Source organism: Oscillatoria nigro-viridis PCC 7112 (assembly GCF_000317475.1).
Taxonomy (GTDB): domain Bacteria; phylum Cyanobacteriota; class Cyanobacteriia; order Cyanobacteriales; family Microcoleaceae; genus Microcoleus; species Microcoleus nigroviridis.
In genome coordinates, this window is sequence record NC_019729.1 from 1,168,218 (window position 1) to 1,188,732 (window position 20,515).

The window sequence follows — 20,515 nt, forward strand, 5'->3', positions numbered from 1 at the left end:
ATATTGAGAGACAAATCAGGGAAACTTTGGCTCTCAAGCAATTTGGAGTTGGGTTTGAAAAAAAAAGTGGGTATGCGGTCAAGGAAGTAGAATAAAGATATTACTACAAATCCATACTTCTATCAGCGAGAGGAAGTGTCATGTCTGATAAAATAGCGGCGAAAAAAACCGAGGCAGATAAGTTGCTCTCAGAGGGGTTTTTCAGTTCTAGCCCATTTTTTAGTTCATTTCAGTCCACAAGCTCAACGCAACATAGCCTCAATTCTTTACAACGAGCATTAATGCTTTATCGGGAGGTTGATGTTCGCAAGAAATTTCCCCAGGAAAGTCGCAAAGGTGAAGCAGATGCTCTGTATAATCTTCACTTTTCATATCAGAGATTAGGACAGCATCAAGATGCGATCGCTTACATACAAGAGGCGATCGCCATCTACCAAGAAATTCATCATCGGGAAGATGAAGCAAAATCACTGGAAACCCTAGGTTCACTCCATTCAGACTTACAGCAATATCAGCAAGCAATTGAGTACCTGACTCAGGCTGCTGATGTGTATCACGTGTTTGATGCAGATCTAGAATGCAATGTTCTTAACCGTCTGGGTGTGACCTATTGGATATCCGGTAAACTGGAAGAGGCAGCCCAGAATTATCAACGGGCAATTGAAGTGGCTAAAAAACTTGGCAGCGCAGATGGGCAACTCATGCCACTCAGAAATTTAGCAGCTATTTACAGTAACCAAGGAGATTATCCTCAAGCCAATGCGTCTTATGAGCAGGCTTTGATGTTGGCTAGGCAAATCGGTAATTTGCGGGAGGAAGCCAAAACGCTTTATGCGCTGGGGGAATTACACTACAAATACAATCAAATTCAGTTGAGTGTTAATTTTTTTCAGCAAGCTCTTGCAGTCTGGCGTGAGTCAGGTGAGCAAGCTCCAGAAACCACCATACTGGCAGATTTGGGTACGGCTTATACTCAACTGGGACAACACTCACAGGCGATCGCAGTTTTTCAACAGGCAATAGCGATTGCCCAGGAGAATGGGAATTATCAGGCTCAATTGGATTGCTCGTATCGCCTAGCAGAAGCATACTTTGCAGCAGCACAGTACCCAAAGGCGATCGAGATTTACCAACAGTTACTCAGTTTTGCCCAGACGGAAGGAAATTTACAATCAGAGGCAGGAATGTTTCTGTCTCTCGGTGTAAGTTACTCACGCCTCAACCAGTCTGCTCAAGCCTATGAGTGCTATCAAAAAGCACTACCGATTTATCGCTCGTTAGGAGAACGGAGAGGTGAAGCGAATTGTTTATATAACCTTGGGATGTACTACGTTTCGATGAATGAATACAATCGTGTTCTTGAAAATATTCAGCAAGCTTTAGATATTTATCGAGAAATTGGCGACGATCGCGAATCCGAGTTAAAATTGCAAGAGTTAATCAATAAATTCAGCCAAGGACAGAAGCATCAACATCTAAAATCTAAGCAATGGTGGCAGTTTTGGAGGTAGTTGAGCGTTATTGTTCTACGGAAAGTGCGATATTTGAAAAGGTCGATCGCTTCAATGATTTTGGAAGAACTTCAAGAGGCTCTAAGATGCGATCAACCATTTTCTCGTTCTCCCGATACTCTTGCCCAACTTGCAGCGATTGCAATGGCTGAGTATCGCGCAAGTATAACCCAAGAACTCGATCCAGAAACATTGTGAAGTAGTGAGCTATCATATCCATAATAGGATAAAAAGTTACAAAAAAGAGGGAATGTATGCAAACAATCCTTTTGAGTCGTGAAGAAGTCGCGCGTCGTGCGAAACATTTGTATGAGAGCACCATCCGCCAAAAAATTGAAATAGAAGAGAATATTGGCAAGATGGTCATCATTGATATTGAAACAGGTGACTACGAAGTTGATAAAACTGGGCTAAAAGCCGCACGTAGTCTGATGGCAAAGCATCCGTATGCTCGACTTTTTGGCATTTGTATTGGTTACAATGTGGCTGCTTCGTTGGGTGGTGTAATGGAGCGTGTCAACAAGTGATTTCTGGTATTGTGACCGATCGGCACGCGATCGCCCTTGTTGACGTTTCTCCTCCCAAGCGGCTCTACTTTCCCGATCGAGTTTGTCATAGATACGGGCTTCACTGACTACCTATGTTTGCCACCGGAGGCAGTTACCTTACTGGGGTTGCCGTTCCTGTACGATATGCCTGTAAACTTAGCAGATAACAGTGAAGTCCTAGTAGCAGTTCACGAAGCAATCATCCTTTGGGACGGGGAAGAACGAGAAGTTCGTGTATTTGCTACAGGGCGAAGGCCTCTGATTGGAACTGCTTTGCTGGACGAGCAAGAACTTGTGATTCAGTTCACTGAAGGGGGGTTAGTGACGATTGATGAGTTGTAGTTTCAACGCTCGATCGCAATACCCAATACATTAAAAATACCAGTAGGTCGATCGCTCTTCAATTCGGTGCGATCGCTGCTATACAGGTTTCTAGCGTTATTGTTCTGCCAAGAGTGCGATATTTGTTAAGGGCGATCGCGCGATCGCAACTTTTGATGCGATCGGGCTGTTACAGGCAAAAAACATAACAATACAACCCCCAAATTTAGTTGAAAAAAGGGGTTTGGGGAAATTCGTTGAGGCCCGGAAGCATTCTCATCCGGCTGATATCGTTACCGCGATCTTGGACGGAATTTTCCCATGTGGATGAACCGTGGATTGCAGCGGCCCCGGAACCGCGAGAGCAACGAACCCCTCAACTCCAGCAAGCGATTCGCATCGCAATATCGGCGTTGTGTAGAAGTTCTCACCACATTTCCCAGCAGATGAATCGGTGAATTCTTATGTGCGGGAATCAGCAACGATTTCTTGATTATGGTTGGATTTGCTAATGAATTATAAGCGAGGATAATAGTTCTATTTTACATTTGTTTTGGGCATTTTTTCAGGGAATGACATCCAGAAAAGTTCTTGCTATCATCGACGAACAACAGCGTTGAGGCTGCATAGATGACTGGCAAAGCTCAGACTGGGACTAGACAATTATTGCGTAGGTGTTGGTTGACTTTAACGAAATGGCGATCGCTCAGTGTCCTCTGCGTTTTGACACTGGCCGTTAGCCTGATTGTGAATGCTTGCAGCCTTGCACAACAGCAACTAGCTCCCCTGCGCGTCGGAATCGTCAGTTGGGCAGGATTTGATATTGTACTTTATGCTCAGGAAGCAGGCTTATTCAAACAGCGCGGATTGGACGTGCAACTCATTCGGTTTGAGAATCAACAAGATTCAACTCGCGCCATGCTGCGCGGTAATCTCGATGCTAATTTCGCTTCTTTGTGGGATGTGGTACAGTCTGATTCGGGGAGTGACAAGCCTGCCGTGCTGATGGTAACAAATATTTCTCATGGGGCTGATGGTATTGTTGCTCAACCTGCGATCGAGTCAGTGGCAAACCTTCGCGGTAAAAGAGTCGGGGCGAAACTGGGAACGGTGAATCATCTGATTTTATTGGAAGCCCTCAAGTTGCACCAGATTAAACCCGAAGAGGTCAAGATTGAAGATATCTCTAACGAAACAGCGGTTGATTTGATGCAGCAGGGACGTTTAGATGCCGCCGTGATCTGGCAACCGCTTCTAGGCGAAACTGCCCAAGCAATCAAGGGGAATATTATTTTTACCACTCAGGAAGTTGATAGTTTAGTTATTGATACGTTGGTTTCTCGGTCAACGATTATTCGCCAGAAAAAAGCTGAAGTGAAGCAATTTATTATGGCTTGGTTTGATATTATGAGTGCGGTGGAAATAAAACCTAATCAAGTGTTTCAAAAAGTTGCTCAAAACCTGGGACAGAAGGGTGAGGCTTTTGCTAAAGATTACGCTGGTCTGAAAAAGGGTGACATTGCCATGCAGCAGAAGATGTTTCTGTCTGGTAGGTTGCCAGAGGCGATCGCTCAAATGGCTGAACTATTAAAATCTGACCTTCGTGCCGGACGGATGCCGCGTCAGGATGTGGAGATTAACACTGAGATCGTAACTACAGCAATCAATGAATGGAAATTATGACGAAATTCCTGCATCCCCATAGCTTGTCGCAGCGCTTGCTGGTTAGCGTTGGGTTGTCGATTACCACAGTTGGACTGGCAACTCTGGGACTTAACTATCGGCTGATGCAGTCTCACTTAGAAACGCAAGTTCATAACCGGGCTCAATCAATTACACAATCTCTGGAGTTTTCTACAGAAGGCTTACTAGAGTTGGAGAATAAAAGCATTCTGCGACGGGTTGTACAAAATTTTGCCACGATGCCCGGCGTGCTGGAAATTGCGATTGTTAATCCATCTGGAATGCCGATCGCCCGCAGTCCTCAGAATACGACTAATGGGCCATACACTTCGATCTATCCACAACTCGCGATCGCGATCGATCGGGCGGCAACCGCAGGCATTGAAGTCAGCCAAGATATCGTCGTGGACAACCAGCCTGCGATCGTACAAATTCTGCCTTTTAGCAGTACCTTGTTTGGCGCATCTCAACGGCGGGGAGTGGCGATCGCGCTACTCGATCTCAACCAAATGAAGCAAGCAGCCGACAGAACTTTCATTACCTCAACTTTGTCATTGCTAGTTGGCATCATCACAATTTTGTTAATCATGGGGATACTCCTTCAGAAGAATGTATTGCAACCCTTGCGCGACTTAAACGCAGCAGTTTCTCAAAGTAAAAAAACTGGCATTTTTCTTATGCCAAAGACGATTCCAGCTAACGAAATTCAGTTTTTGGCAAGCACATTTGAGGAAGTATTCCGACAATTGGAAATCCACGACCAACTCACCGCAGAAATAACTCAACGGAAACAAATAGAAGCCACATTACGCGATAGCGAAGCCAGAGAACGAGACAAATCTCAGCAGCTTGAACAGGCTATTGATAATTTAAAACGAACGCAATCCCACCTTATTCAGACAGAAAAAATCTCATCTTTGGGGCAATTAGTTGCAGGAGTCGCCCATGAAATTAACAATCCGGTCGGCTTCATACATGGCAATCTAATTCACGTACAATATTATGCTGACTGTCTATTAAATTTGGTACACCTATATCAAAAGCATTATCCCAACCCAATTGGCGAAATTGAGAAAGAAGCAGAAAAGATTGACCTGGATTTTTTGCAAGATGATTTACCTAAAATTTTGAGTTCAATGAGAATTGGTACCGATCGCATTCGCCAGATTGTGCTGTCACTCCGCAATTTTTCCCGGATGGATGAGTCAGAATTTAAAGAAGTTGATATCCATCAAGGAATTGATAGCACCCTGTTAATTTTGCAACATCGTCTCAAAGCGCGGCCCGAACATCCAGAAATTAAAGTCATTCGAGACTATGGTGATTTACCGCTAGTTGAGTGTTATGCCGGACAACTTAACCAAGTATTTATGAATATTTTGGCAAACGCTATTGATGCACTGGAAGAAATAAATACTCAACAGGTAGCTTGCTCGATCGAGAAGCAACCATGTTGTATTACAATTAGTACCTCGGTGGTAGATTCGCAATGGGTTAAAATTGCGATCGCCGATAATGGCAATGGAATTCCAGAATCAATTCAAACACAGATATTCAATCCATTTTTTACAACAAAGCCTGTAGGGAAGGGAACCGGAATGGGAATGGCGATTAGTTATCAGATTGTTACTGAAAAACATGGTGGGACGCTTAGGTGTTTTTCAACGCCAGAAAAAGGGACGGAGTTTGAGATTTGTATTCCCGTTCAGCATTAGGGGTTGACAATATCGAGATCGACGACGATTTTATCTACGGGAGATAGATCATAGCCTGGTAAACGTCAAAATCAGCGTTTTGGGACTGATATCCAACTTTCCAAACAACCTTGAAGCCTTCCTCCATTTCTCCTTTCAACCTTAAAAACATCCTCGATCGCTTTACCCATGACTATTTGGAGAAAAAAGAGTTAATATAGATCTACAGAACCTTCAGGTTTCAGTTAAGAGTAACTTGGATTTCGCATCCTACAATTGCATCAAAAATCAGTCTCCCTGTTAATTTACTAGAAGCGACTTATCGAGCCGTAAACCAGGGAAAAGCCAAAAGCCCTGATGAATTTATTATGCGGGCTATTAGTCGAAAATTAGCCACGCTGAAGCGAGGAGAAATGGCAAGCGCTCCAGAGTATCAAGCTGATATTTTACAAATAGAAACTGAATTTGCTACAGCTTATTGGGAAGCCTTTAAATTGGCTGAGTCTCAAGAATAAAAAACAGTATCAATCAAAAAGATATCCTGGCAATTTAACTCACCCGTTACCCCTTTCTCCTTTCAACCTTAAAAACATCCTCAATACTTTTCCCCGCCGTTTTCTCCTCCCACCCCATCGCCATCAAAAAACTCTCAGCAGACTGAGTTTCCACCACATCCACCCCCCATTCTCCCGTTTGCAGCGCATCAGCATCGCTACTCAAAGGAGGAGTCTTCTTCAATCCCGCTAAAATCAAAATATCAGGAAAAAACTCATCAGTTTTCCCCTGACTCATCCGCTTATCCACCAAACTTTGAGCACAAAATTCTCCCACTTGAGGCGGAGAAAAAGCATCAGTAGAAAATAAAACTTCTACCATCCAATGAGGATGATTTAATTGACGACACTTAATCTCAGGATATTGACTTAAACCCTCAGCAAATACCAGAGTAAATTCTTCCCTACTTAAAGTGGGAAAAACACCCTCGGGCATATCAAAATTATGAGAAAGCAACATCCGCCCGGTTCCCGATTCAGTCATACTTTTAGTTACTTAATTTGAGAAATTGCCAACTTAATCACACCTTGAATCGCCGCTTCTGACTCCTTTTCCAATGCAGCTTGTAGCGGTTCAATAGCCGCCCGATCGCCCACTTTCATCAAAGACAAAGCCGCCGCCCTGCGAGTTTCCCCATCACCACTATCCAGCAACTCAATCAGATTAGGAATTGCAGGTTTATAAGCCAGATTTCCTAAAGCCGCCGCCGCCTCACAGCGCACATCAACATCAACATCCGTCAGAGACTTAACTAAAATCTCGAATAATTCATCCTTCGGTTCTTCCTGTGCAACCTTGGCGATCGCACCCACCACCGCACCGCGCACCACAGGCGAATCAGACGCGATCGCCCGATACAAATACTCCTTCGCCCCCGCCCCGATAAAAGCCAACGCCCAAGCCGCATGACCGATCGTACTCTCAGGCAAATCAGTTGACCCTAAAATATCCAACAAAGCCTGCACAGACGGTTCCCCAATCCTCGCCAAAGCCCCAATTGATGAACCCTTAACCACCGTATCCTCATCGTTCAACAAAGCATGAATTAAATGAGGAACCGCAGTAGGATCGGCAATCAAAGTCAGAGTTTTAGCAGCAGCACGCCGCACAACCGGATTAGCATGATTTGCCAAACCATCCAACAAAAAAGGAGTCGCCGCTTCGCCAATTTCCGCCAAAGTTTCCGCGAAACGCAGTCGAGTCATCCCCCGCGTATCTCCCAAACATTCAACCAACCGCTTCAACAGATTGGGATCGTTAGCGTCGAAAGTATCTAAATCAATTTGTTCAGTAACTTCCCGAAGAAAAGCATCTGTTTCAGCGTGATCCAATAGAATTGGATCTGCCTCCGATCGAGCATTAGAATTGACCATCACCATCACCTAATTATTAGTAGTTAGAGCCGCCAATTGAGCGCGAAGACTCTCCAGTCCAGCATCAATCTTAGCAAGTTCCGGCTCAATTTTAGCCATCGCCGCCTTCGGAGGTAATTTGGCCTTTTGTGCAGCCGTCATCGTTTCATTAACCAAACGTTCGCGATATTTCTCAAATTCAGCAATTACTTCGGTCAATTCTTCAACCTTAGTCTCTGGTGAAGTAGCAACAGTTTCCTCATTATCTGATGGATTCAATTCTTCGTTTTCAGACATAGTTTTGATAGTTTAATAATTAGTCCGCGTCTGCGAACTTTGTGTGCAGATGAGATTGCAGTCGTCTGGATATTTTTTGTTTGTGTTATCGCAATTTCAATCACCAGTATATTTTGACTTTGTGTGTAGCTGGGATTGCAAGACACTGGATCTTTGTGCTTTAAGGTGACAGCACACCCACCCCAGAAAATCTCAAGCGATTTTGTTCAATCATCTCTTCTAAAGCAGAGTGAGAAATACAACGACGCTCAGAACAGTATGCCATTTGTTTAACCCCATTTACCATCTGCACAGTCATCACCCGTACCCGAAAATGATCGTTAATAAACCAACAGCGTTCCTGTCCTTGATTGGTCTCATATTCCGTCTCAATAGTCAACACCCCATCATCCGCAAAATGGTAAACACCGATGACCGGAATACCTTCAACATAGCCTCGATTTCGCAGAAACTTGCCCGTTCTCGGATTAGTAGGATTAGGCACATCTAAAAGAATAGCAGCATAGTTTTGGTTCGGAACTGTATCATCTAAATTGTCCTGCCACATAAAACTGCATCCCCCACTAACTAAAGCGGGATCGACATTCTGCTCTTGACAAACATCTAAAAGTCTGCGATCGTCTATTGACAAAACTTCAACGATGACATTGGACTCTCCCGACTCATCAGCCGCAGCAGTATCAAAATTATGCACTGTTCGCTGAGTAAACCAAACGCCCTCACTCTTGCGAAAGAAATCCATCATAGTCATAGGTGGTGTTAGCAGCATTTCTGTGTCAACTTAGCGAGAGGAATCAGAGGGATTGAGACAAATCTCAATGAAAAACGGGGATTTAGGCTTTGACCTGAGTTTAGCCGAACAGGGAATCAGAGCTGATTTTGGTTAAGAAAAATAAACAAACGTCAGTCTGTAATCCTTCAAATTCTAGGATAAATGACACAGGACAATTTTGAGCAAATCGACCAATAAATTTTCAGAAAAATATAATGTCACCTCGTCAACACTCATCTTTCCTCTCCGAACCCCTTTCTGCAACAGAAATCTTGGCAACCATTCAGCAAGGGAAAAGTCTAGCTCAAAGCAACCTCGCGGGAATCAACCTCAGCCAGATGGATTTATTTGGTATTGATTTAAGCGGATCGAACTTGATTGGGGCAAACCTCAGTCAAACCAATCTGCAAGGGGCAAATCTCCAAGGGGTTGATTTACGAAGGGCAAATCTCAGAGATGCCAATTTGAGTGGAGCGAATTTACAAGAAAGCTATCTTTTTCGTGCAGATTTACAGGGCTGTAATTTAGTCGATGCCCAGCTACAAGAGGCTAAATTAAAATTAGCTCAATATGATGCTCGTACCCTGTGGCCAGAGGGTTTTAATTACAAAAATTCGGGAGCAATTGGTCCCCAAGCCAATCTCAGTGGAGCTTTTCTGAATACAGCTTACCTCAGAGGCGCAGATTTACACGGCTGTAACCTTCGAGGTGCTTATCTCAGTGGAGCCGATTTAACTGGGGCCAATTTAGAGGGAGCCGCCTTAAGTGGGGCGAGTCTTCAGAATGCCTTTCTGACTGGTGCTTATTTGCGAAATGCTATCTTAATTGGAGTCGAATTACAAGGAGCGGATTTACGAGGGGCTGACTTAACCGGAGCAAATTTAGAGCAATTAAAGAGTATTGCTGGCGCTGATTTTACCCTAGCACAAGGACTCACCCAAGAGATGAAAGCCATGCTTCGTAGTCGCGATCGCAAAGAATTAGGAACTTGGAATGCTTTTACTCGTAACAATACGGCTCAGAGTCTTGGCTCTCAGGTAGGATAAACTTACACTGATTGTTGAACTTCTGGAATGTGGCGTTCTAAATCGAACAGAAAACCGTGAATATATTCCTCAGTCCACTCCTCACCATAGAACCGCGTAAACATCCCCCTAGCCGGATCTTTGGCAGCACGATAATCAATATAACGTCGCTGTGCCTCAAGAATCTCTCCAAGTCGCTGACTATCTGTGACAGGTTGCGCTTGCTCCACCAAATCGAGATAAGCTTGAAGATAATCCTTAAAAGCTTCAAATACCGTAGTTTGCACAGCCTCTGTTTCCTTGGGACGAGTCCAAAGAAAAGCAGGTGAAAAGAAAGGTTTTGCCTCGTCAGGAAAATCTCCTCCCCAAGGCAACTCCTTTTGATACTTGTTAAAAATCGGCAAAATTGGCTCTGAGTATTGTTTCTGATAAGCCGCCTCGTGAAAAAGAGGCTGCATATCTAAAGCAATTAAATGTCCCCCCGGCAAGGTTACTAAGTCCGCCCCAAAAAAGGGCAAGTCATAATTTAACTGGGGGAAAATCACAAAATTAAGTACCTGGAGAGCATCACCACCCTCAACATGAGCTGCCCGAATTTGCCGTAATTTTGAGGACTTAAAAGCATGACTTGTCGTCACCACCAACTGCTCTTTTTTCCCCTTCCCAGTTAGAGCTTCTTTCCGTTCAAAACCTGCGGGAATTGGATAGGGCGCCAAGTCAAGTCGTGCTTTTAGAAGTGGGATAGCGTAATCTAAGAAAGGCTGATAAAGAGTCATTTTTAACTTATCTTACCCCCGCTGGAACTGCTAAGGGAACAGCATCTTCAAACAAAAATTCGTACAGAAATCTATCTGACCATTCATGCCCAAAATAGCTGCCGAATAGCCCTGATGCTGGATCGCGTTCCGCACTATACTGGTCGTAATCTTTCTGTGCCTTCACAATCCGCTGCATCTCTTCTGGAGTGTTAAGCGGGGAGGCTTGCTCTAGCATTTGCCAATACAACTGGACATATTCTTGATAGGCTGGAAACAAACGAGTTACAACCGTTTCTGCATCTGTTTTAGCAAATAGCAAGTTCTTAGAAAAATACTGGTTCGCATCGTAAAACTTCATTTCTAAGTCTTGCGTTAAATCTTTGTATTTATCCTTAATTGCGCTCATTGGCCCGATATATTTGTCTATATAGGCTCGATCGCGGAATAAAGGTTGAAAATCTAAGACAACCAAGATTTTCTTCTGTCCAAAGGCTAAAAAATCAATTCCTAGCAAAGGCAGATCGTAATTATAATTCGGATAAATGACACTATTGAAAATTTGTGCCGTTTCTCCAGCATCAATGTAGGTGTAACGAATCTTTCGCAATTCGGGACATTGATAGCACCAACTTTGAATGGTGGCGGGATTTTTGCCTCTTTCACTCACCACCGATTCCAACCCAGAGGGAATGGGACGACTCTCTAGAGCAAAACGTCCAAACAGTTCTTTTTCTAAGAATTCCTGAAACGGCTTAAACATAGATTAAAATCTAGCTCCTTCAATCTTTCCCTAAAAACAATATCATAAGGGATTACCTTAAATATTGTCTCTGTTTTTGACAAACAAAGTAATATTTCGTTACAAAAATCCGTTGTGCGCTCAGGATTCCCCAGAAAAACCCTCTACCAACCATCATTAAACGGCTCTATTTGTAATAAATCTTAACCAATTCGCTCATAATTTTAGTCTATCCTAGTAAATTAAGTGAGTGTAATTTAATAAATATGCAATTAAGTGAAAGAGCCAAGCAATTAATTCCCCAAGCGAGAATTGTCAGTTTTGCGACTTGGAAAAACTTATATTCAGATGAAGTAATTGCCATTTTTCAAGATGCTGACAATCAAAGTCGATATCTCACAGATGAGGATTTAGAACGCATTAAAAATCTTCATCCTCATCTCTCTTTAATGCTAGAGAAAGCCAGATTATTGCGAGAGCAAGCTCCTAATATTGTTGCTGATGCGAGGAAAAAGGTATTAGCGGACTTTCCCAATATCACTGAGCCTGGTAATGACCTTTATCCTCCCGAACGTGCTGAAGCCTGTTGGCGAGATTTTTGGCAGTTCCTACGCTGTATCACCTATGGAATTGCAGGTAACAGTCCTCAATTTACTAGCCAAGAAGGACTTAAAAACATGGAGCTACTGTATCAAGAATTGCGGGTTCCTGTTTCGGCGATGCTCTGTGGACTAGAACAGTTGAAAAAAGTTAGCTTGCAGCATTTTAATTCGGAAGACCGGGATTTATTGAGTCTCTATTTTGACCATTTAATCAGTGGGTTAAAAACTTTTAGTCAAGCTTAATCAACTTCCTTACTATTTATTGTCTAAAGCAGATTTTCTAAAGCAGTAGCAACAACTCGATGATTTGAGTCTTGCCGAAGTTGACCTAAAATTTCCTTAGCCTGCGGATCGTCAAAATGCTGCAAAGCAGATGCGACGTGCTGACGCATACGTTCGTACTCAGAATTAGCCAGCATTAATAACTGAGAAAGTGCAGCCTGTTCCTGATTAGTTCCGGCTAATGTACCAAGTGCATCCACAGCGGCTTCCTGGGTGGTCATATCTTCGCCAGCTAAGGCTTCCATACAGACCTCAAAGAGTTCGCTTTCGCACTTCATATCAACCAAAACAGCCAGAATACTACGACGAACTAACCAGTGGTCATCCTGAAAAAAAGTCAAGACTAAATGAGATGCAGCACATCGACCAAAAAGCGAAAGAGAATTAGCAGCCTCAGCTCGCACATTCGGCGTATTATCAAATTTCATGATTTGGAGCAATGCGGCGAAGGATTCAGCGGTTTGTTGTGTCCCAAATGCCCGACTGACAAAAGAACGTACTAAGAACTCCGGGTCATCGAGTTTGCCCTTGAGCAAGGGAACAGCAATCTCTGGTTGATAATCCTTGAGAGCCGCGACGGCCTTGAGTCGATACTGAAAATCAGGATTTTTCAGAGACGTTTCGATTTCGTGAATATCCATAACCACAACAAAGTATAAGTTTTCTTTATTTTAACCAAAAAGTTCCTAATTATGCAAATAACCAAAGATATTTTAATAATTAATAACCTTGGCGGTTGTTATAGCTAAGCTCTTTGATCGAATCGAGTCTGAAAACAGCCGTACTTGAACCAATATTGCCGCAGTTCATGATGAGGTGTATGCAAACTGGCTTTAGCCTGATAGAGAATCACTTGTCGATGATTTCCCATCCAAAGTCGTTTGGCTGGTTCAACAGAAATTAAGCACCCTCCTAGACTGTTAACACATTCCTCAAATCGCTCAACTGCTGGATAGTCTAAAGTTTCAAAAACTAGCAATTGACCGCAAAAAATTAGGTGACGACTTCTGATCCAAGCCTGAATTTTTTTACAAGCTATTGGGGGTAGCATTTTTCAGATCCTCAGCTTGAAAACTGAGTGATTTATTTTTATTTTCAAGTGTTGCACAGAAGAAAAAGAGCGAATAATAAACTCGCTCTATAGAAAGCAGGAGATACCACACTTCAATGAACACAAAGGTGAAGTCTAGGTAAATTTAGCCAACTTCAGTAATACTGAGAATTTTGCCTCCCATTTTCTGAATATTTTTAATTTGCTTAGACATTTGAGCATAGCTGACTTCATAGCTGATATTGCTCACTCTGACTTTAGCACCACCAGACTTAGCAGCAGTAATCCGAAAACGTTTACCAGTTGTGCTAGAGGCTCCACTGGTACCAACGCTAGAGAGCTTGATTTTCTGAGGCAGATTGCTAGCAACCGTCGCAATTAATTGAGCTTGATTACTGCTATCGCTAGTAGCTGCTCCTCCCAGCAAAGAAAGCATCCGATTAAACCCGACATTCTTGATACCAGTTTGGCTGCGAATGCTCCGAGGATAAGGCACAATATTCTCGCCAAAGTTCTGGGTATACTCGTCACTATCGATATAAGAATCGATTTCGGCTTCATAGCCTTGACCGTTACAAATTTGGACGTGTTCGGAAATCTCCTTCTGTTCTAAAGGAGCACGACCAAGTAAATGCTTGCAGTTTAACTCGATGAACCGATAGGCAGAATTGGTGTTGAAAAATTGAGATTGATACAGGTCTGATTTTGCCACTTGTCTGACAAATTCGCGCACCGTAATATCACCATTGCGAAGCAAAGATTCAGCACTGGTGAGACGCTGACTTTCCATCAGGTGAGCATTTCCTAACACCTGTCGGTAAGCAGCACGAATAACGACTTGTAAATCGTCTTCCGTTGCATTGGATCGCAGTTCTACTGGGTCACTGACGAAAGCGGCTGTTAAACTAGACATTGTTTTTTCCTAACGTTAATTAAAGTTTGATTGAGAGTGTAAAAAAAAAGTCACTGCCAGTTGAAATAGCTTGACAGACGGAAACACATCTGTTATTGAGGCAGAGAAAAACTATCTATTTCTATCGTTATCGCTTTCATAATTGCGAGGGTGATAAGATAAAAATCGCGATTGTTTCACAGAGGGATAGAGAAGTAAGTTTTTACTTCTCTACCCGCTAATCACTCTATGCCTCAAGCAACTTCTGTGATGCTGACAATTTTGCCACCTGCACGATGAATTCGCTGAATTTGCGGAGTCATATTCGCACCGGATACAAGATATTCAGTGTTACTTACTCGGCGAGGACTGTCAAATTTAGACCCCTTGACTAAAATCTTGAAGGTCTTGTCAGTGGCATCTTTGTAAGCACTGATCCGACCGCCTGTTGTTGGTAAAGTAATCTTGTTACCGCTATTGCCAGCCACAAAATCTACTAAGCGAGAAGCGGTAAAAGCACTATCAACTCCTGCATAACCTTGATACAGGGAAAGGGTGCGATTGTAGCCGACTTGCTTTTGTCCGACTTGACTTTTTGCCCCTTGATAATAAGGGACTGTATTCTCGCCAAATTTTTCCTGATATTCTGGACTATCGAGGTAAGAATCAATTTCTGCCTCGTAGCCTTCTTGAGTACACCGACAAATATGCTCAGAAAGTTCCTCTTGAGCTAAAGGAGCGCGACCCAACAAATGTTTGAAGTTTAGCTCGACAAAGCGGTAAGGAGCGCAGGATTCAAAATACCGACGGCGATAAAAGTCAGATTTAGCCACAGCGCGGACAAATTCTCGTACTGTTATCGAGCCATCGCACAACTTGGATTCTGCAGTCGTCAGGCGTTCACTTTCCATCACATGGGGATTGCCCAACACTTGCTTGTAAACAGCGCGAATTACGGCCTGTTTATCATCGGAGCTGCTTGTAGGCCAAAGTTCTACTGGCGCATCTAAAACGACACTCATTGAGTTTCTCCTAAGAAAAAATAACGCTTCAAAACAGAGAATTAGGGATTGTGAAAGACACGCTCAGGGAGATAATTCCCCAAGTCGTTAAGGCAGAAGTTTGAGCGGTTGTTAATTGACAGCAGTGATGCTGGAAATTACGCCGCCTTGTTTGTGGATGCGTTGATATTCTTGCGAGAGCCGATCGAATGGTACGAGATAGGCTTGATTGCTAGAGCGAAATTTAGAGACTCGGTTCATCACAGTCGTTGCTGAAGAACGATATCCAGTCACAGTAATGCGATAAACTTTGCCTTCTGCTGAGGCGCCTAATCCAGCACGAGTACGTGAATTGATACCAGACTCTTGGAATGCCCAACCATCTCCAACTGCACCACCGGAAGGGGGAACTATGGGTAGGGGGGTTTGCTGAATCACGAATTTATTCAGAACAGGGGTTTTTCCAGAAAGACTGCCCTTGAGGTCGCTACTGGAAGCTCCCCGCAAGAGAGCAAACATATGAGTAAACCCAACCATATTTTGTCCTGGCTGGGTTTTGTAGCCTCGGTAATAGGGAACGATATTTTCCCCGTAGGCATTTTGATATTCATCACTGTCGAGGTAAGAATCAATTTCTGCCTCGAAGCCTTCAGTATCTAGAATGGTGCTATGTTCTCTCATTTCTTCTAAGCCATCAGGAGTCCGACCTAAAAGATGTTTGAAATTGAGTTCAATAAACCGATAGCGAGGACAAGTATCGAAAAAGCGAGAGCGGTAAGCGTCTGATTTTGCCAGAGCGCGGACAAATTCGCGCACGCTGAGTTCACCACTTTTGAATTGGGATTCAGGAATCGTCGCCCGTTCACTTTCCATGACGTAAGCATTACCCAAAACTTGCCGATAAACGGCAGCAATAATGGTTTCTACTTCTTCTTGTGAACGTCCTGGAATTAGTTCTAAACGGGGTGTTTCTTCAAATAAACTGACTCCAAGTCGAGATGCAGGTCCAAAAACCATTGAAAAAATCTCCACAATTGTATTACATGAGAAACTACCATATTTAGACGTTATATTAAAAAACTTTACATAACTTAACATAAAATCTGCTCTGGGAGCTGATTCGTACTACACAAAGAGGTTGATATCTTGGCTATGACTCTCCTTTTGCAATATTTTTTTGTAGTACATCGTGAATTATTGTAATATACAGCGAATGTGACTTGAAATTATTAAGCCGATAAGTTATAAGAGGTGAGGCAACTCAGTGGCAAAACTTTGACGCTTTTCAAACTGTAGAGAGCCAAAAGCCGACCCCCAAACCTGTTGATGGGTATTCACGTCCAGACCTCGATCGAGGCTACTCCAAGTTGTTTCTGTAATTTCGACATCACTGACTAGGTAGGTTGAGCAACCTCTTTTTTCGATTAGACAAAGGTTTCCTGGTTCCACACCGCCTCGAAACATTTCGCCGTCTCGTTTAAAAATCATGGAACAGTTATAGCGTCGTTGCAGACTATCTGGTTTAATAGTTTTGAGAATGCTTAATTCTCGTGCTGCTCCGGCGTACTGTATGGGGTCTTGGAGGCTATAATTTTCAATATAAATCCGATCTCCCCGGTCAATTAAGCGATGAACTCCCTGACGATAGGGACTCCACAGATCGTGATCGTAAACCTGTTCAGAGTAAAAGCCAATGGCATTGAAAAATTCAAAGGGTAAGGGACGAAAAAATATCCGAATATGGGCAAATTGTTGTGGGTTATTAAAGGATTGTTGATAGTTACTAAAATCCCCAGCCATCCACTGAGCTAAAGTGATTAAATCATTGCTTTTAACTGAATTCATAAGCTAAGAAGAAGGTAGAACAAAGTTGATTAATAGCAATTAGTAGTTCACTAATTACCTGACATCGAACGAATCTCTGAGGAAAATGATGCGGTTACTACCCCACTGCCTCCGCTGGTTTTAATTAGGGAAACACGAAACCGTAAATTAGGATTAGCAAACCAGATTTTTTCTTCCGCTGCGGCGTGTTCGTAGGTAGTCAACAGCACAAAAGTTCCATCCTCTGTGATGTGATAGTCACCTGCTGCGGCAATAGTTTCAGCATAACCTTGATCTCGTAGTAACTTACCCCGATTAGGTAGATTTGGATCGGGGATTGGTACAAGAATACAACTCCCCTTAACCTCAGAATTCTCATCCCAATCTGACTCACCCTCCCAGCTCATTTGAAAAGGCATTACTGCTTGGGATGGGTCAACACTATACAATTGACAGAGTTCGATTACTGCCCGATCGTCCGGTGAGATAGCAACGATATCAATGACTGACTGCACAGCTTCAAAGTGTCTGAAAGTCAAATGATGGGCGCTGCGCTGGGATCGCCACCGTCCTAGAGAATTTTCAACAAACTGCTTAATATGGTTCATGGAAAACATTGTACAGGGGCAAGAGCCAAAATCTTCTTGTCTTCAGAACTCGACTTTTTGCGCCCCTGTCCACGAAAAAAAGTGCTTTTAGCCACAAAAGTAACAAATTGTTACTTTGTTTCTCAGGAATGAGACAGAGGAAACACCCCAGAGATATATTCAAAACCATTAAGTTAGTCACCCAGTTGACCAACTGAGATCAGAAATAATTTTTCTAAGTTAAGGAGAACTCAATGCTTGACGCTTTTTCAAGAGCTGTAGTTTCAGCCGATGCCAGCACCTCCACCGTCGGTGATATTAGTGCCCTGAGAGCTTTCGTTGCCAGCGGCAACAGACGCTTGGATGCTGTAAACGCGATCGCCAGCAACGCTAGCTGCATGGTTTCTGATGCTGTTGCCGGTATGATCTGCGAAAACCAAGGCTTGATTCAAGCTGGTGGTAACTGCTATCCTAACCGCCGCATGGCTGCTTGCTTGCGCGATGCAGAAATCATTTTGCGCTATGTAACCTATGCTTTGTTGGCTGGAGATGCTTCAGTTCTTGATGACCGTTGCTTGAATGGTTTGAAAGAAACCTACGCAGCTTTGGGCGTGCCCACCACCTCCACCGTGCGTGCCGTTCAAATCATGAAGGCTCAAGCCGCCGCTCACATCCAAGACAATCCCAGCGAAAAATTTGCTGGTGCTAAGCTCCGCAAAATGGGCAGTCCTGTAGTAGAAGATCGTTGTGCTAGCCTCGTTGCTGAAGCTTCCAGCTACTTCGATCGCATCATTTCTGCACTGAGCTAGTCCGTTGCTAATCGCAATTCGCTCAGCAAAATTGAAACTACGCTCACTGTCGTCAAAATCACTTTAGGAGTTTTAGGAAATGAAATCAGTTCTCACCACCGCTATTGCCTCTGCTGATGCAGCAGGCCGCTTCCCTAGCACCTCAGATTTAGAATCAGTTCAAGGTTCTATCCAACGCTCTGCTGCTCGTTTAGAAGCTGCAGAAAAACTAGGCAACAACCTCGACGCAGTTGCTAAAGAAGCTTATGATGCTTGCATCAAAAAGTATCCTTACTTGAACGAAGCCGGTCAAGCTAACTCGACCGATACTTTCAAAGCAAAATGCCATCGTGACATCAAGCACTACCTGCGCTTGATCCAATACTGCTTAGTTGTTGGCGGCACAGGCCCTCTGGACGAATGGGGTATTGCCGGTCAACGCGAAGTTTATCGCGCTTTGGGCTTGCCTACTGCTCCTTACGTTGAAGCATTGAGCTTTGCTCGTAACCGCGGTTGCGCTCCTCGCGATTTGTCTGCTCAAGCTTTGACTGAGTACAATGCTCTTCTTGACTACGCGATCAACTCCCTGTCCTAATTAACTGACAGGTTTGTAATGTCGTGACTGGGTAGTTTCTACCCGACAAGTCTAGGAACTCTTGGCTCGTTGCTTTACCGATTTTGGTGAGGTAAGGGTAAAGAATTCTTAGGCTTGTTATTGTGTTTTAATAGGCATATCATATTATAGTTATTGCCGACTGCTAATTTTATGGATAAACGCTTTTTTAGTTTTTTTAATTTAACGGAAGACCAGGCGATCGCCCTTTTAGATACGCCCCAAGCTGAAATCGGCGAAGAGGATTCCCGCTACATAGCTGCTTCCCACTTGATCAATTTCTCAAGTGATCGATCGATCGCAGCACTGATGCGAGCAGTACAACAAACCGATCCGGTGCTGGAAAACCGGATTGTGCGCCGCAAATCGGTGGAAACCTTGGGAAGACTGCAAGCTGTGCAAGCATTGCCGGTGATTCGCACCTGTCTGGCCGATGATGACTGCTACACGGTGGAAAATGCCGTTTGGGCGATCGGCGAAATTGGCACTCAAGATGCCGATATTTTAGCAGAAGTTGCTCAATTGCTCGACAAACCGGGACAAACCTACCGGGTAATTATCCACACCCTGACTAAATTAGATTATCAGCCAGCCGTAGCCAGAATTCGCAGATTTGTCGATGATATTGACCCGCCGACTGCTAGTGCTGCGATCGCCGCAATTTGTCGCTTAACCAGAGACTTTTCTCAAATGGGAAAAGTTGTCGCGATGTTGCAACACAAAAATGTCCTCGGGCGCAGATTATCTATTCAGGATTTGATAGATGCGCGTTACTACGATGCAATTCCAAATATTGCCAGATGTCCGGTATCTTTAGTCTTTCGACTCAGAGGAATTAGAACGTTAGCAGAAGCAGGAATTGCTGACAAATTCCTGACCTTTGCTAACATTAAACCATATTTGGAACAAACATTAAGAGACTATCCAGCAGATTTAGATCTAGTGCATAGTTATGAAAAATTACCAGACTTACCGTTTTTGATTCGCCAATTATACGAAACAGATTTTGGACGTTGCTATTTAGCAGCTAAAACGATACTTGAAAATTACTCAGAGGATGCACCAGCCGCCCTGTTTGCTACCTTTGCTGAAGAAGCAAATAATGACTATGGAGCGCATTTTCATGTGGTAAAATTGTTTGGTTGGTTAAAACATTCTCCAGCCTGCGATTTGTTATTGGAAGCTTTGCATCACCCCCAACCCCAGTTTCAGAAATCCCGTGCGGCGGCGGCGATCGCCCTGGGGGAACTGGGAGAACAACGTGCTATTCCAGAATTGAAAGCCTGTCTGGAAACTAAAATCTGGGATTTGAAGTATGCTGCATTAATGGCACTAGAAAAACTTGGTGATGTCAGCGGTTATGAAATTGCTGGGGCCGACCAAGATTGGTTGGTTAGAGCTAAAGTAGATGCTCATACTTGTGTAACATCCGAATTATCTTAATAGGGCATAGGGCATAGGGCATAGGGCATTGGCCCGCGCAGGGCATAGGGCATACCTCACCACGCTTGAGAACCGCCATAAGCAGTTCTACATTTAAATTGTCTGTTAAAAAAAATCCCCGTCTTGTGGGGTGGGCGTCCCGCCCGCCCTGAATATACAATTTAAATGCGCGACAGC

25 protein-coding genes are annotated in these 20,515 nt (G+C 43.6%); 12 read left to right on the forward strand and 13 right to left on the reverse strand.

Annotated elements, in window-relative coordinates; genetic code table 11:
- The first annotated feature begins 140 nt into the window (after positions 1-140).
- The 7 genes from OSC7112_RS05075 to OSC7112_RS40735 all read left to right on the forward strand — a co-directional run bounded on the left by OSC7112_RS05075 (position 141) and on the right by OSC7112_RS40735 (position 6,272).
- Positions 141-1,511: a tetratricopeptide repeat protein gene (locus OSC7112_RS05075; protein WP_015174894.1), complete on the forward strand. Its 1,371-nt coding sequence runs from the start codon at positions 141-143 to the stop codon at positions 1,509-1,511.
- 24 nt (positions 1,512-1,535) lie between these two features.
- On the forward strand, positions 1,536-1,709 hold the full coding sequence (locus OSC7112_RS05080; protein WP_190274457.1) for a hypothetical protein: 174 nt from the start codon (positions 1,536-1,538) through the stop codon (positions 1,707-1,709).
- A 56-nt stretch (positions 1,710-1,765) separates the two neighbouring features.
- Positions 1,766-2,038: a hypothetical protein gene (locus OSC7112_RS05085; RefSeq protein ID WP_015174896.1), complete on the forward strand. Its 273-nt coding sequence runs from the start codon at positions 1,766-1,768 to the stop codon at positions 2,036-2,038.
- Between the two features lie 39 nt (positions 2,039-2,077).
- Positions 2,078-2,401: a clan AA aspartic protease gene (locus OSC7112_RS05090; RefSeq protein WP_223300761.1), complete on the forward strand. Its 324-nt coding sequence runs from the start codon at positions 2,078-2,080 to the stop codon at positions 2,399-2,401.
- A 660-nt stretch (positions 2,402-3,061) separates the two neighbouring features.
- The gene (locus OSC7112_RS05095) at positions 3,062-4,063 is read left to right on the forward strand and encodes an ABC transporter substrate-binding protein (protein WP_223300762.1); all 1,002 of its coding nucleotides are present in this window, start codon (positions 3,062-3,064) and stop codon (positions 4,061-4,063) included.
- Positions 4,051-5,778, forward strand: a complete 1,728-nt coding sequence (locus OSC7112_RS05100) for a sensor histidine kinase (protein ID WP_015174899.1) — start codon at positions 4,051-4,053, stop codon at positions 5,776-5,778. Before OSC7112_RS05095 ends, OSC7112_RS05100 begins: the two co-directional genes overlap by 13 nt.
- A 347-nt stretch (positions 5,779-6,125) precedes the next feature.
- Positions 6,126-6,272 (forward strand): hypothetical protein, encoded by a 147-nt coding sequence (locus OSC7112_RS40735; RefSeq protein ID WP_223300764.1) that lies wholly within the window; start codon positions 6,126-6,128, stop codon positions 6,270-6,272.
- Between the two features lie 46 nt (positions 6,273-6,318).
- Here OSC7112_RS40735 and OSC7112_RS05110 read toward each other — a convergent pair whose 3' ends face one another.
- From OSC7112_RS05110 to OSC7112_RS05125, 4 genes are all read right to left on the reverse strand, one after another.
- A complete protein-coding gene (locus OSC7112_RS05110; RefSeq protein WP_015174901.1) occupies positions 6,319-6,795 on the reverse strand; it encodes a DUF2656 domain-containing protein in 477 nt (158 codons plus the stop codon).
- A gap of 8 nt (positions 6,796-6,803) precedes the next feature.
- Positions 6,804-7,685, reverse strand: a complete 882-nt coding sequence (locus tag OSC7112_RS05115; protein WP_015174902.1) for a HEAT repeat domain-containing protein — start codon at positions 7,683-7,685, stop codon at positions 6,804-6,806.
- A 9-nt stretch (positions 7,686-7,694) separates the two neighbouring features.
- The gene (locus tag OSC7112_RS05120; protein ID WP_015174903.1) at positions 7,695-7,961 is read right to left on the reverse strand and encodes a DUF8630 family protein; all 267 of its coding nucleotides are present in this window, start codon (positions 7,959-7,961) and stop codon (positions 7,695-7,697) included.
- Between the two features lie 160 nt (positions 7,962-8,121).
- Positions 8,122-8,706: a phycobiliprotein lyase gene (locus OSC7112_RS05125; protein ID WP_263053582.1), complete on the reverse strand. Its 585-nt coding sequence runs from the start codon at positions 8,704-8,706 to the stop codon at positions 8,122-8,124.
- A gap of 242 nt (positions 8,707-8,948) precedes the next feature.
- Here OSC7112_RS05125 and OSC7112_RS05130 point away from each other — a divergent pair, with 242 nt between their 5' ends.
- Positions 8,949-9,779, forward strand: a complete 831-nt coding sequence (locus tag OSC7112_RS05130; protein WP_015174905.1) for a pentapeptide repeat-containing protein — start codon at positions 8,949-8,951, stop codon at positions 9,777-9,779.
- A gap of 2 nt (positions 9,780-9,781) precedes the next feature.
- Here the strand turns inward: OSC7112_RS05130 and OSC7112_RS05135 are convergent, their stop codons facing one another.
- Positions 9,782-10,534 (reverse strand): phycoerythrobilin:ferredoxin oxidoreductase, encoded by a 753-nt coding sequence (locus tag OSC7112_RS05135; RefSeq protein ID WP_015174906.1) that lies wholly within the window; start codon positions 10,532-10,534, stop codon positions 9,782-9,784.
- A gap of 7 nt (positions 10,535-10,541) precedes the next feature.
- Positions 10,542-11,276, reverse strand: coding sequence for a 15,16-dihydrobiliverdin:ferredoxin oxidoreductase (locus OSC7112_RS05140; RefSeq protein ID WP_015174907.1), 735 nt, complete (start codon positions 11,274-11,276; stop codon positions 10,542-10,544).
- A 245-nt stretch (positions 11,277-11,521) separates the two neighbouring features.
- Here OSC7112_RS05140 and OSC7112_RS05145 point away from each other — a divergent pair, with 245 nt between their 5' ends.
- Positions 11,522-12,100 (forward strand): bilin-binding protein, encoded by a 579-nt coding sequence (locus tag OSC7112_RS05145; RefSeq protein WP_015174908.1) that lies wholly within the window; start codon positions 11,522-11,524, stop codon positions 12,098-12,100.
- 23 nt (positions 12,101-12,123) lie between these two features.
- Here the strand turns inward: OSC7112_RS05145 and OSC7112_RS05150 are convergent, their stop codons facing one another.
- The 7 genes from OSC7112_RS05150 to OSC7112_RS05180 all read right to left on the reverse strand — a co-directional run bounded on the left by OSC7112_RS05150 (position 12,124) and on the right by OSC7112_RS05180 (position 17,515).
- Positions 12,124-12,780, reverse strand: coding sequence for a HEAT repeat domain-containing protein (locus tag OSC7112_RS05150; protein ID WP_015174909.1), 657 nt, complete (start codon positions 12,778-12,780; stop codon positions 12,124-12,126).
- Between the two features lie 104 nt (positions 12,781-12,884).
- A complete protein-coding gene (locus OSC7112_RS05155; RefSeq protein WP_015174910.1) occupies positions 12,885-13,190 on the reverse strand; it encodes a hypothetical protein in 306 nt (101 codons plus the stop codon).
- Between the two features lie 145 nt (positions 13,191-13,335).
- Positions 13,336-14,103: a phycobilisome rod-core linker polypeptide gene (locus OSC7112_RS05160; protein ID WP_015174911.1), complete on the reverse strand. Its 768-nt coding sequence runs from the start codon at positions 14,101-14,103 to the stop codon at positions 13,336-13,338.
- Positions 14,104-14,336: 233 nt separating this feature from the next.
- Positions 14,337-15,104 (reverse strand): phycobilisome rod-core linker polypeptide, encoded by a 768-nt coding sequence (locus OSC7112_RS05165; RefSeq protein WP_015174912.1) that lies wholly within the window; start codon positions 15,102-15,104, stop codon positions 14,337-14,339.
- Positions 15,105-15,215: 111 nt separating this feature from the next.
- Complete coding sequence (locus tag OSC7112_RS05170) at positions 15,216-16,100, reverse strand: phycobilisome linker polypeptide (RefSeq protein ID WP_015174913.1); 885 nt, start codon at positions 16,098-16,100, stop codon at positions 15,216-15,218.
- A gap of 225 nt (positions 16,101-16,325) precedes the next feature.
- Positions 16,326-16,928 (reverse strand): chromophore lyase CpcT/CpeT, encoded by a 603-nt coding sequence (locus tag OSC7112_RS05175; RefSeq protein WP_015174914.1) that lies wholly within the window; start codon positions 16,926-16,928, stop codon positions 16,326-16,328.
- 50 nt (positions 16,929-16,978) lie between these two features.
- The gene (locus tag OSC7112_RS05180) at positions 16,979-17,515 is read right to left on the reverse strand and encodes a phycobiliprotein lyase (RefSeq protein WP_150111498.1); all 537 of its coding nucleotides are present in this window, start codon (positions 17,513-17,515) and stop codon (positions 16,979-16,981) included.
- 233 nt (positions 17,516-17,748) lie between these two features.
- On the opposite strand from OSC7112_RS05180, the gene cpeB reads away from it, so the two are divergent.
- From cpeB to cpeY, 3 genes are all read left to right on the forward strand, one after another.
- Positions 17,749-18,303, forward strand: coding sequence for a phycoerythrin subunit beta (cpeB, locus tag OSC7112_RS05185; protein WP_015174916.1), 555 nt, complete (start codon positions 17,749-17,751; stop codon positions 18,301-18,303).
- 79 nt (positions 18,304-18,382) lie between these two features.
- Entirely contained in the window at positions 18,383-18,877 is a 495-nt protein-coding gene (cpeA, locus tag OSC7112_RS05190; RefSeq protein WP_015174917.1) for a C-phycoerythrin subunit alpha, read from the forward strand.
- A 171-nt stretch (positions 18,878-19,048) separates the two neighbouring features.
- On the forward strand, positions 19,049-20,338 hold the full coding sequence (cpeY, locus tag OSC7112_RS05195) for a C-phycoerythrin alpha-cysteine-82 phycoerythrobilin lyase CpeY (RefSeq protein WP_015174918.1): 1,290 nt from the start codon (positions 19,049-19,051) through the stop codon (positions 20,336-20,338).
- Positions 20,339-20,515 lie beyond the last annotated feature (177 nt).

Coding starts and splice junctions, on each gene's coding strand:
- OSC7112_RS05140 (WP_015174907.1), bottom strand. CDS start 11,276: ATGTTTAAGCCGTTTCAGGAATTCTTAGAAAAAGAACTGTTTGGACGT.
- OSC7112_RS05165 (WP_015174912.1), bottom strand. CDS start 15,104: ATGAGTGTCGTTTTAGATGCGCCAGTAGAACTTTGGCCTACAAGCAGC.
- cpeB (WP_015174916.1), top strand. CDS start 17,749: ATGCTTGACGCTTTTTCAAGAGCTGTAGTTTCAGCCGATGCCAGCACC.
- OSC7112_RS05115 (WP_015174902.1), bottom strand. CDS start 7,685: ATGGTCAATTCTAATGCTCGATCGGAGGCAGATCCAATTCTATTGGAT.
- OSC7112_RS40735 (WP_223300764.1), top strand. CDS start 6,126: ATGCGGGCTATTAGTCGAAAATTAGCCACGCTGAAGCGAGGAGAAATG.
- OSC7112_RS05120 (WP_015174903.1), bottom strand. CDS start 7,961: ATGTCTGAAAACGAAGAATTGAATCCATCAGATAATGAGGAAACTGTT.
- OSC7112_RS05170 (WP_015174913.1), bottom strand. CDS start 16,100: ATGGTTTTTGGACCTGCATCTCGACTTGGAGTCAGTTTATTTGAAGAA.
- OSC7112_RS05180 (WP_150111498.1), bottom strand. CDS start 17,515: ATGAACCATATTAAGCAGTTTGTTGAAAATTCTCTAGGACGGTGGCGA.
- OSC7112_RS05155 (WP_015174910.1), bottom strand. CDS start 13,190: ATGCTACCCCCAATAGCTTGTAAAAAAATTCAGGCTTGGATCAGAAGT.
- OSC7112_RS05160 (WP_015174911.1), bottom strand. CDS start 14,103: ATGTCTAGTTTAACAGCCGCTTTCGTCAGTGACCCAGTAGAACTGCGA.
- OSC7112_RS05145 (WP_015174908.1), top strand. CDS start 11,522: ATGCAATTAAGTGAAAGAGCCAAGCAATTAATTCCCCAAGCGAGAATT.
- OSC7112_RS05075 (WP_015174894.1), top strand. CDS start 141: ATGTCTGATAAAATAGCGGCGAAAAAAACCGAGGCAGATAAGTTGCTC.
- OSC7112_RS05175 (WP_015174914.1), bottom strand. CDS start 16,928: ATGAATTCAGTTAAAAGCAATGATTTAATCACTTTAGCTCAGTGGATG.
- OSC7112_RS05085 (WP_015174896.1), top strand. CDS start 1,766: ATGCAAACAATCCTTTTGAGTCGTGAAGAAGTCGCGCGTCGTGCGAAA.
- OSC7112_RS05100 (WP_015174899.1), top strand. CDS start 4,051: ATGGAAATTATGACGAAATTCCTGCATCCCCATAGCTTGTCGCAGCGC.
- OSC7112_RS05150 (WP_015174909.1), bottom strand. CDS start 12,780: ATGGATATTCACGAAATCGAAACGTCTCTGAAAAATCCTGATTTTCAG.
- OSC7112_RS05130 (WP_015174905.1), top strand. CDS start 8,949: ATGTCACCTCGTCAACACTCATCTTTCCTCTCCGAACCCCTTTCTGCA.
- OSC7112_RS05135 (WP_015174906.1), bottom strand. CDS start 10,534: ATGACTCTTTATCAGCCTTTCTTAGATTACGCTATCCCACTTCTAAAA.
- OSC7112_RS05110 (WP_015174901.1), bottom strand. CDS start 6,795: ATGACTGAATCGGGAACCGGGCGGATGTTGCTTTCTCATAATTTTGAT.
- OSC7112_RS05125 (WP_263053582.1), bottom strand. CDS start 8,706: ATGATGGATTTCTTTCGCAAGAGTGAGGGCGTTTGGTTTACTCAGCGA.
- cpeA (WP_015174917.1), top strand. CDS start 18,383: ATGAAATCAGTTCTCACCACCGCTATTGCCTCTGCTGATGCAGCAGGC.
- cpeY (WP_015174918.1), top strand. CDS start 19,049: ATGGATAAACGCTTTTTTAGTTTTTTTAATTTAACGGAAGACCAGGCG.